Source organism: Caulobacter sp. B11, assembly GCF_002737765.1.
Classification (GTDB): Bacteria; Pseudomonadota; Alphaproteobacteria; order Caulobacterales; family Caulobacteraceae; genus Caulobacter.
Genome location: NZ_PEGG01000080.1, coordinates 1 through 9,967 on the forward strand (window position 1 = coordinate 1; position 9,967 = coordinate 9,967).

Here is a 9,967-nt window from a genome sequence, read left to right on the forward strand (position 1 = left end):
ACCGCCTTGCGGCTGAGACGAAGGCGCGGCGCGTTAGGCGCCCCAGGCAGCGAGTGCGACCATTATTCCACTCCCTGACTGACGCCCGTTCCGGCGACTGATCAGCGGTTAGATTACGCTCGCGAAGGCGTCGGCAAGTATGACGTGGCGTTAGGCCGACCGCTTTTTCCGGCGAGCGGACTCGAGACGGGGTTCGCGAGCCGCGCCGCGTCAGCGATAGGGATCGTCGGTGTTCAGATAGCCCGCCACATAGTCCTTTCGACCCCGTCTTCCAGGCTGGTCATCGGGGCGTTGTAGCCGCGGCCCGCAGGCGATCCATGCGGGCCTGGTGAAGTATTGGTACTTTGCCCGGCAGCACCTCGGGCATGTCGATATAAGGCGATCTCGGGTTCGCGGCCGATGGCCCGGAAGGTCGCCTCGGCCAGGTCCTTGAACGATCGCGCCTGGCCCGAGCCGAGGTTGTAGACGCCGCTGACCTGCGGGCTCTTGGCCAGCCAGGCCACCACGTCGGCGACGTCGCGCACATAGACGAAGTCGCGCAGCTGGCCGCCGTCCGCGTAGTGGGGATGGTGCGACTTGAAGAGCTTGACCCCCTCGCCGGCCGCGACCTTGGGCCAGATCTGGCAGACCACCGATTTCATGCCGTCCTTGTGGTCCTCGTTGGGGCCATAGACGTTGAAGAACTTCAGCCCGACCCACTGCCGGGGGGCCTGGCCGCGCGCCGCCTCGCGGACGGCGTACTGGTCGAACAGGGCCTTGGACCAGCCATAGGCGTTGAGCGGCCGCAGGGCCTTGAGGCTGTCGAGATCGTCCAGCCCCTCGAACCCCAGCTGGCCGTCGCCATAGGTCGCCGCCGAGGAGGCGTAGATCAGTCGGGTGTCATGGGCCGCGCACCACAGCCACAGATCGCGCGACAGGGTGAAGTTGGCGTGGATGATCTTGTCGGCGTCGGGCTCGGTGGTCGAGGACACCGCCCCATGTGGATCACCAGCTCGACCTCGGCGCCGCGCCGGGCCAGCCAGTCGAACAGGGCCTCGGGGGCCACGAAGTCGGTGATCGGCGACTTGGCCAGGTTGCGCCACTTGCCCTCTTCGGCCCGGCCCAGCCAGTCGCAGACGACCACGTCGAAGGCCGGATCCTCGCAGAGCCGCGCGGCGATGTTGGAGCCGATGAAGCCGGCGCCGCCGGTGACAAGAATGACGCGTCTGGACATGGGGCGGTTATGGCACAGGGGCGGTTGGCGGCAAATGCCGAGGTGGGAAGCCGATGCGGATCAAAAGATCCCGCCGGACCGCGCGGCTCTCGCCTTCCCTCCTCCGCCGAAGCCGCCTATGACACCGTTTCATGACGGCAAAGCCCCCTTCAGCGCCCCATGACCCCGCCGCGGCGATCGCTCCGATCCTGCAGCGCATCGTCGCCTTTCCCCGCCGCCACTTCCTGTCGGCCGGCGACCTCAACGCCCCCCAGGCCGCCGACCTGCTGGACCTGGCCGAGGCCTTCGTCGCCTTCAACCGCCAGACCACCCGGTCGCTGGACCTGCTCAAGGGCCGGACCCTGATGAACCTGTTCTTCGAGAACAGCACCCGCACCCAGTCCAGCTTCGAGATCGCCGGCAAGCGCCTGGGCGCCGACGTGGTCAATATGAGCCCCAGCACCTCGTCGATCACCAAGGGCGAGACCCTGATCGACACCGCCGTCACCCTCAACGCCATGCGACCCGACCTGCTGGTGGTGCGCCACGCCTCGTCGGGGGCCGCCAGCCTGCTCAGCCAGAAGGTCAGCGGCAGCGTGATCAACGCCGGCGACGGCCAGCACGAGCATCCGACCCAGGCGGTGCTGGACGCCCTGTCGATCCGTCGCGCCTTCGGCCGGGTATCGGGCCTGACCGTGGCCATCTGCGGCGACGTGCTGCACAGCCGGGTGGCCCGCTCGAACGTGAGCCTGCTGCACACCCTGGGGGCCAGCGTCCGGCTGGTCGGCCCGCCGACCCTGATGCCGGCCCAGGCCGAGCGCTGGGGGGTCAGCGTCTATCATGACATGAAGGCCGGCCTGGCCGGGGTGGACGTGGTGATGATGCTGCGCCTGCAGCTGGAGCGCATGCAGGGGGCCTTCGTGCCCTCGACCCGGGAATATTTCCGCTTCTACGGCCTGGATCGCGACAAGCTGAAATGCGCCGCGCCCAAGGCCCGGGTCATGCACCCCGGCCCGATGAACCGCGGGGTCGAGATCGATTCCGACGTCGCCGACGATCCCGAGATCAGCCTGATCCAGGACCAGGTCGAGATGGGCGTCGCCGCCCGCATGGCGGTGCTGGCCTCGCTGGCCCAACGGCTCGAGGAGCACGGCCGATGACCGCCCCCAGCCCCTGGCCTTCGTCAACGCCCGCCTGGTCGATCCCGAGAGCGGCTATGACGGCCCCGGCGGGGTCATCGTTTCCGAGGGCGTCATCGCCGACGTGGCCAAGGGCCGCGAGTTCGGCAAGCTGTCCAAGGGCGTGCGGGTCATCGACTGCGGCGGAGCCCTGCTGGCTCCCGGCCTGATCGACCTGCGGGTCAAGACCGGCGAGCCCGGCGCGGAGACCAAGGAAACCCTGGCCAGCGCCGCCCGCGCCGCCGCCGCCGGCGGGGTGACCAGCTTCGTCGTCCAGCCCGACACCGATCCGGCCGTCGACGATCCCAGCGTAGTCGACTTCATCCTGCGCCGGGCTCGCGACATCGACAGCGCCCGCATCCTCTGCGCCGGGGCCGCCACCAAGGGCCTGGCCGGCGAGCGCATGGCCGAGCTGGGCCTGATGCGCGAGGCCGGCTGCGTCTATGTCACCGACGCCGACCGTCCAATCGTCGATTCCAAGGTCATGCAGCGCATCCTGACCTATGCCCGCGGCTTTGACCTGCTGCTGGCCCACCGGCCGCTCGATCCCTGGCTGGCCAAGGGCGGGGCGGCGATCGGCGGCGAGTTCGCCGGCCGCATGGGCCTGCCCTCGATCTCGCCGATGGCCGAGCGGATCATGCTCGAGCGCGACGTGGCCCTGCTGGAAGCGACCGGCGGCCGCCTGCTGGTCGACCAGATCACCAGCGCCCAGGCCCTGGAGACCCTGGCCCGGGCCAAGGCCAAGGGCCTGAAGATCCATGCCAGCGTCTCGATCAATCACCTGTCGTTCAACGAGCTGGACATCGGCGACTATCGCAGCTTCGCCAAGCTGACCCCGCCCCTGCGCGGCGAGGACGACCGCCAGGCCCTGATCGAGGCCCTGGCCAGCGGCCTGATCGACGTGGTGGTCAGCGCCCACGCCCCGGCCCCGGCCGAGGACAAGCGCCTGCCCTTCGACGAGGCCGCCCCCGGCGCCGTCGGCCTGGAAACCCTGTTGCCGGCCCTGCTCAGCCTCTATCACGAGGAGCGCCTGCCCCTGGTCGACCTGATCCGCGCCGTCACCCTGGCCCCGGCCAGCCTGATCGGCCTGCAGTCCGGCCGCATCGCCCCCGGGGCCCCCGCCGACCTGGTGCTGTGCGACCTCGACGCCCCGCTGATCATCAAGGCCGACAAGCTGCTCTCGAAGTCCAAGAACTCGCCGTTTGATGGCCGCAGGCTGCAGGGTCAGGTGCTGATGACCTTGGTGGATGGACGGGTGGTGCATCGGGCGGAGGGGTAGAAACCAGGACTGCCAAGGATTGATAATCTTTGCCAAGATCTGACCCATGGCGTCAGAGGTGCGGCCAAAACCAGGCCGAGCTCTTGATGGGCACCCGACCGCCCGCAGACCACCTATCGCAGTAAACCAGAATGAACGCTGTCCTGCAGTGTGCTCGAAGGTCTGCTTTCCGGACCGACCCTAATTTCCGCTCTCGACCCAAAGCAGACGCTAGTTACGTGTCCGTCGCAACCGAATCCCAATCTTCCCCTGATGACCCAGCCAGCCAGTTTAGCGCATGGTGCCGTTCTTGAACGACCCCGGCCACTAAGCCCTCCGGTATGGGCGTGCCGTTCAGGAATGCGTCTCGAACGCTCCAATTGAGATCGCGGATCAGATAAACCTGTGTCAGAATCTCGTCCAATGGACGTGGGATCGCTGCCGCCCAAATATCTGCTGAGAATGTATTCCAGTATTCAGCAAGATAATTGGCGTCGAACTGGTCATCTGGCGGCGGCATTTCATCGAACATTCCGATAGCCCACATGAGTGGAATCATCGCTTCGATCCGCCAGCTCATTTGGATTTGCTCGGACGTGATCGGGATATCGGAAGCGAGAAATGCCGCCTCCTCCCGAGTTAGACTTTCCGCAATCTTCCACCGCTGTACCAGATTGCGGGCGTTTGCCGGATTTCCCGCCATACCCGCGCTAGAGACCGCGAATAGACACATCAACCGCCTGATTATTGCGCGGCCATCCGGTACGGAAAGATCAGGGGCTTCATCGGCGGGATAACTCTGCATAGCCTGATCCTGCCTCAAGGAAGGTCCGCGTTCCACCCTTCACAGACCTTAGCTACGTCCGCTTGCGGGCAAGGGGTCGAATGTCTGGTTTCGGGTGGTGGTCTGATTTCCGGCGTCGACCCGTTGCGGAGCTTAGCCCACGAATGATCGCCTTCCACCCATGTGAGGCGTTGGGAGGACCTGCTTACAGGACTATCGTGGGCTTATGACTGAACTGACCGAGCACGAGCTTAAAGCGATCAACCGGATCATCGTCCGCCTCGAACCTGCGCAGCGGGAACGGATGCTGGCCGACCTAGCTGTCGCCGAGGTTGAGGTGTTGGTTCCGGATCGCTCGATGCTGCGGTTTCATCTACCGGGACATATTCCATCCGCGCCCGGACAGGCTCCTCTGACGCCAGAGGCCAAGGTTCGCGATCTGGACAACGAACTTCTTGAGGTCGTGCTCTTCGAAGATGCCGATGGCCGCCTGTTTGAGTTCGAACTGGTGCGCTATGCCCAAGCGCTGGTGCTTGGACCAGACTGGAGCACCTTGGAAGTCGACTCCTAGGCCTGAAGCTATTGTCTGAAATCGACCCTAGTCGGAGGTTCAGCTCAGCATTGTCGCCTCGAATAGATCGAGGCCCCAACCAATGCCGCACGCCGCTAAGACGGCCATTTGGCTAGCGTCGAGCCAAACGCCCTGCTGTTCGTCAGAGACATAGAAGCCTCCGTAGATCGTGATGCTCGCGGGTTTGATCGTCCTGGCCAGCTCCACAAAGCGGGGCTCTCGGCCTTTGAGCTGGTCGATCAGTGTATCGATTGCGTTGGCGTGCTCACGGCCATCGAGGAGTGGCGCTTCAAGTAGTTCCAGATGCCACATGTTGAAGTCCTGCAGCCGCCCGCTCGGCCGAGGCTCACCACGCCTTACAACTGATGTTGGCGCCAGACCCAAGATGTCAGTGACCGCGTCAGGGTCAGCATCGAAGCGAGCAATTGTTAGTGCGAGCATGGTGCGAGCTTGTCACTTCGCGCCGCGACACGAAAGTCCGGTTCCCACCCTTCTCAGACATTCCGAAGGTCCGCTTCTTATCCGCTCCGGATGCGACCCCGCCTTAAACCCATTGTGGAATTGGAGCTCTGGGGTCAGGCCTGCCCGGGCGGGCGTCTCTCTATTCCTCCCCCGTTTACGGGGGAGGGGACCGCGAAGCGGTGGAGGGGGCGTCCGCTTCCGCCGCGCTTCGTCCCTCGCCCCCTCCGTCACGTCGCCGATGGCGCCGCGCCACCTCCCCCGTTGCACGGGGGAGGAGCTGGTCGCGGGGCGATCGTCCGCAGATCCTCCCCCAGAGGGGGAGGTGTCGGCGAAGCCGACGGGGGGGAGTTTTGCTGACGCTCTGCGACTTCCCCCTCCGGCCCTCCGGGCCACCTCCCCCTTCGGGGGAGGATCTGGGCGCCGCGGAGCGGGGATCGCGCCGGGTCCATCCCCGGTGACGCCGCCATTAAGCCAAACCTTTTCAACGCCCTGCGAAATCGTCAGCCCCACATCCCGTAGGCGCTCAAACCACCCGTAAGCTCATCCCACCTCGTCGCGGTGGAAAGGGCGCATGGCCAGCGACCGATGCGGCGGCGGGGGGTGATCGAGCGGGGCTGGGGTCGGGGCGGATACCCGATCGTGTCCGGGGCCTTCCGTCGCTGCGGAAACCCGCCCGCCGTCGGCCTGGGACGAAGGCAAACACGGGTGATTTGAGCCTTGGGCCCTCGTGCTTCGTCCGCCGCCAGGCCGGGAAACCGGCGGACGCGGCTTCCGGTAAGGCGTCAACAGCGCCGCCCGCCGGAAGGCTGATGATCGAGACGGTCGCGCGGCGCGTCGGACGTTGTCGAAACGGTATAAATCTCAAAGTTCTCCGGACTTCGTCCGGCGCGCCGCGACCCTTTCCGTTTTCACCTTGCGGCCCGTTCGGGCGCGAGGCGGCGAAGGTGTGGGCCGCTCAGGCGGCCAGGGTCATCAGACTGCCGGGGGGCATGTCGTGGCGGATCTGCTGGTCCATGTCGTCGAGCGAGGTGTCGAGGTCCTTGAGGCCGTCCTTGGCCGCCTTGTAGTCGTCCGACTGCTCGAACTTGCCCGGCAGGGTCAGGACACCCTTGATCTTGGCCTTTTCCAGCTCGTCCTTCAGGGCCTGGCCGGCCCCGCGGACCAGCTTGATGAATTCCATGTCGCCCTGGATTTCCATCTTGGCCTCGTCCTCGATCACCTTGCGGGCGGCGGCCTGGGCCTCGGGCGGGGCAGCCGGGTCGGGCGGGGTCTTGAGGTCCTCGCCGAACAGCTCGCCGCTGGCCTTGGCGGCCTTGGCATAGTCCTTGACCAGGCCCTTCATCTCCTTGGCCAGGGCGGCCATCTGGCGGGCCATCTGTTTGGGATCGTCGGCATAGAGCTTACGGATCAGCTTCAGCCGCTCCATCAGTTGGTTGAGCTTTTCGCGGGCCCGCGACTTGGCGTCGCCGATCGCGGTCTTCTTGCCGGCCCGAAGATCGCGCTTCAGATCGCTGAGCGCCTGCAGCCGGTCGGCGGTCTGCTGGTTGAGCTTGAGCACGGCCTTGGAGGGCGCCGACTCGCCGGTCGCGGCGGGGGATCGGCGGGGGCGGCCGGAGACCGGGCCGGGGCGGACTTGCCGCCGTTCAGGAGGGGACTCAACATCCCGACCGTGATCGTAAACACCATGGGCTTCGGCTCGCGAATGACATTCTGTCAAAGGGTGGCGCGACCCTAGCTCCGGCAAGGTTAAGCAAGACCTGTCGCCGAACGCTGAAATTCGGTGGAGTCGGGCCCGACGGCGCCGCTATAAAAGCCGAAACCGGCGTTTTCGCGCTTGCCATCCTCCGCCCTGGCCCGGCACCCTCACCACATCCATAGGTCGCAAATCGTGCAAGATCTCGCCCAAGCCGTCTATCTGACCCTGGGTCTGGCCCTGGTCGGGGGCTATCTCCTCGGCTCGATTCCGTTCGGCCTGATCGCCACCCGCCTGGGCGGGGCCGGCGACATCCGCCAGATCGGCTCGGGCAATATCGGGGCGACCAATGTGCTGCGCTCGGGCCGCAAGGATCTGGCGGCCATCACCCTGATCGGCGACGCCGGCAAGGGCGTGCTGGCCGTGCTGATCGCCCGCATGGTCACCCACAATGACGCCGTCGTCGCCCTGGCCGGCGGCGCGGCCTTTGTCGGCCACCTGTTCCCGGTGTGGCTGAAGTTCAATGGCGGCAAGGGCGTGGCCACCTTCTATGGCGTCCTGCTGGCCGCCGCCTGGCCGGTTGGCGTGCTGGCGGCGATCACCTGGCTGGCCATGGCCGCCCTGCTGCGCATCAGCTCCCTGGCCGCCCTGACGGCGGCGGTGCTGGCCGCGCCCTTCGCCTTCGCCACCGACCAGCCCTATCCGATGCTGGTCCTCAGCCTGTTCATGGCCGTGCTGATCTTCATCCGCCACAAGGACAATATCGGCCGTCTGCTGAAGGGCACGGAGCCGAGGATCGGCGGCAAGAAGCTCGCTGCCGAACCGCCGCAAGACCCCACCGGGCCTGCGTGACGCCGCGCCGCCTCTCGGATCCCGAGCGCCTGGCCTGGCTGAGGCTGGCGCGCACCGAGACGGTCGGCCCCGTCGCCTTTGAACACCTGCTGTCGCGGTTCGGCTCGGCCGAGCGCGCCCTGATCGCCCTGCCCGACCTGGCCCGCAAGGCCGGCCGCGCCGCGCCCCTGCGCCCGCCGCCGGTCGACGAGATCCTGCGCGAGCTGGAGACCGGGGCGCGGCGCGGGGCCCGGCTGATCTGCGGCGGCGAGCCGAACTTTCCCGCCCGCCTGGCCGCCCTGGATCCGCCCCCGCCGCTGATCTGGATCCTTGGGGCCGCCGCCCTGCTGCCCCGGCCCAGCGTCGCCATCGTCGGGGCGCGGATCGCCTCGGCCGGCGGCCAGCGCTTCGCCCGGCAGCTGGCGGCCGAGCTGGGCCAGAACGGCTATGTCGTGGTCTCGGGCCTGGCGCGCGGCGTCGACGGGGCCGCCCACGAGGGGTCGCTGTCGACGGGAACCGTGGCGGTGCTGGGCGGCGGGGTGGCGGATGTCTATCCGCCCGAGCACGCCGACCTGCACGCCCGCATCGCCGGCGAGGGCGGCTGCCTCGTCAGCGAAAGCGCCCCCGACCGCCGCGCCCAGGCCAAGGACTTCCCGCGCCGCAACCGGATCATTTCCGGCCTGTCCCTGGGGGTTGTGGTGGTCGAGGCCGAGCTGAAGTCCGGCTCGCTGATCACCGCCCGCCTGGCCGCCGAACAGGGCCGCGACGTGTTCGCCGTGCCCGGCTCGCCGCTGGACCCGCGCGCCCGGGGCCCCAATGACCTGATCCGCCAGGGCGCCATCCTCTGCGAGGGGGTCGAGGACGTGCTGCGCTCGCTATCGACCACCCCCAGCCTGCGCGAGCGCGACCGGGCCTATGATCCGGACCCGGCCGGCGACCTCGACCACGACGCCCTGCGCGAGTCGGTGGCGGCCCTGCTCTCGCCCACGCCGGTGTCGCGCGACGAGCTGGTCCGCGCCACCCGCGCCCCGACCTCGGCGGTGATGGCCGCCCTGGTCGAGCTGGCCCTGGCGCAGCGGGCCGAGCTGCTGGCGGGGGGGATGGTGACGGGGTTCTAAAACCCATCAAGATAGGTTATTCTGGCGATGGTCACGGTTCTTCGCACGCCTGGACTGCGCGTCGTCATCTATCTGAACGACCATGAACCGGCGCATGTTCATGTCATCGGTGACGGCGAGGCCAAGATCGCGCTCTCGGGACCCGACGGCGCGCCGAGGCTCGTTTGGAACAAGGGCCTGAAGCGCGCGGACGTGCGCCGCGCGCTGGCGATCGTGGTGGAACGGCGTGACGACTTGATCGCGCGATGGAGCGATATCCATGGCTGAGGTGACTGACGCGGAAATCGACGCCGCCACCGCCCGGGGCGAAAGCCTGGCCCTGACCGAGCCGAGAGCCGCCTCCGCTCGCTTCGATGCGGCGACGGGCAGAATTGTCGTGGAGCTCACCAGCGGGGCGGCCTTCGCGTTTCCAGCCCGTCTTGGCCAAGGCCTCGAAGCGGCCACCGACGAACAGCTGACCCGCGTCGTGGTCCAGGGCGGCGGCTATGGGCTTCACTGGGAAGACCTGGATGTGGACCTCTCGATCCCTGGCCTCGCCGCAGGGCTGTTCGGCACGAAAGCCCACATGGCCCGGATCGCGGGACGCGGGATCTCCGTCGCCAAGTCCGCCGCCGCCCGGGCTAACGGCGCCAAGGGCGGTCGCCCTCGCAAAGCGGTCTGAAGGCCCCCAAAATTCCTCTCTCTTAAGAGAGAGCCGGGCCGCTGGCGGCGCTCAATCTCAGGGTTCACAACGCCCCGCGTTGACAGACCCCCTGTCGTGCCCCCACTTTCCGCCGCTCGGCCCCGGTTCGTTTCGGGAACGACCCCTCCTCCCCAGGTTCAGAGTCCTAATGATCGTCGTCGTCGTCGAGAGCCGGCCAAGGCCAAGACCATCAACAAG

At 67.4% G+C, this 9,967-nt stretch carries 10 protein-coding genes and 1 pseudogene; 7 read left to right on the top strand and 4 right to left on the bottom strand.

Translation table 11 applies throughout. From position 1 onward, the window contains the following. Positions 1–210: 210 nt before the first annotated feature. Positions 211–1,213: pseudogene (rfaD, locus tag CSW58_RS04845) on the bottom strand (ADP-glyceromanno-heptose 6-epimerase). Between the two features lie 131 nt (positions 1,214–1,344). On the opposite strand from rfaD, the gene CSW58_RS04850 reads away from it, so the two are divergent. Both CSW58_RS04850 and pyrC read left to right on the top strand, forming a co-directional pair. Further along, entirely contained in the window at positions 1,345–2,352 is a 1,008-nt protein-coding gene (locus tag CSW58_RS04850) for an aspartate carbamoyltransferase catalytic subunit (RefSeq protein WP_099446527.1), read from the top strand. A 13-nt stretch (positions 2,353–2,365) separates the two neighbouring features. Continuing rightward, positions 2,366–3,649, top strand: a complete 1,284-nt coding sequence (gene pyrC, locus CSW58_RS04855) for a dihydroorotase (RefSeq protein WP_099446528.1) — start codon at positions 2,366–2,368, stop codon at positions 3,647–3,649. Between the two features lie 214 nt (positions 3,650–3,863). On the opposite strand, the gene CSW58_RS04860 is transcribed toward pyrC, so the two are convergent. Then, positions 3,864–4,433: a DUF4272 domain-containing protein gene (locus CSW58_RS04860; protein ID WP_099446529.1), complete on the bottom strand. Its 570-nt coding sequence runs from the start codon at positions 4,431–4,433 to the stop codon at positions 3,864–3,866. A gap of 205 nt (positions 4,434–4,638) precedes the next feature. On the opposite strand from CSW58_RS04860, the gene CSW58_RS04865 reads away from it, so the two are divergent. Then, a complete protein-coding gene (locus CSW58_RS04865) occupies positions 4,639–4,983 on the top strand; it encodes a hypothetical protein (RefSeq protein WP_099446530.1) in 345 nt (114 codons plus the stop codon). 39 nt (positions 4,984–5,022) lie between these two features. Here the strand turns inward: CSW58_RS04865 and CSW58_RS04870 are convergent, their stop codons facing one another. Continuing rightward, positions 5,023–5,424 carry a DUF4279 domain-containing protein gene (locus tag CSW58_RS04870; RefSeq protein WP_099446531.1) on the bottom strand — a complete coding sequence of 134 codons (402 nt, stop codon included), beginning with the start codon at positions 5,422–5,424 and terminating at the stop codon, positions 5,023–5,025. A 976-nt stretch (positions 5,425–6,400) separates the two neighbouring features. Continuing rightward, the gene (locus CSW58_RS04880) at positions 6,401–7,003 is read right to left on the bottom strand and encodes a hypothetical protein (RefSeq protein ID WP_099446532.1); all 603 of its coding nucleotides are present in this window, start codon (positions 7,001–7,003) and stop codon (positions 6,401–6,403) included. 330 nt (positions 7,004–7,333) lie between these two features. On the opposite strand from CSW58_RS04880, the gene plsY reads away from it, so the two are divergent. From plsY to CSW58_RS04900, 4 genes are read left to right on the top strand one after another with little or no spacing between them, the layout of a single operon-like run. Beyond that, positions 7,334–7,990: a glycerol-3-phosphate 1-O-acyltransferase PlsY gene (gene plsY, locus CSW58_RS04885; RefSeq protein ID WP_099446533.1), complete on the top strand. Its 657-nt coding sequence runs from the start codon at positions 7,334–7,336 to the stop codon at positions 7,988–7,990. Next, positions 7,987–9,087, top strand: coding sequence for a DNA-processing protein DprA (dprA, locus tag CSW58_RS04890; RefSeq protein WP_099446534.1), 1,101 nt, complete (start codon positions 7,987–7,989; stop codon positions 9,085–9,087). The genes plsY and dprA overlap by 4 nt, the downstream gene beginning before the upstream one ends. 27 nt (positions 9,088–9,114) lie before the next feature. Further along, positions 9,115–9,354, top strand: a complete 240-nt coding sequence (locus CSW58_RS04895; protein ID WP_099446535.1) for a DUF4160 domain-containing protein — start codon at positions 9,115–9,117, stop codon at positions 9,352–9,354. Further along, positions 9,347–9,748, top strand: a complete 402-nt coding sequence (locus tag CSW58_RS04900; RefSeq protein ID WP_099446536.1) for a DUF2442 domain-containing protein — start codon at positions 9,347–9,349, stop codon at positions 9,746–9,748. The genes CSW58_RS04895 and CSW58_RS04900 overlap by 8 nt, the downstream gene beginning before the upstream one ends. Positions 9,749–9,967: the final 219 nt, after the last annotated feature.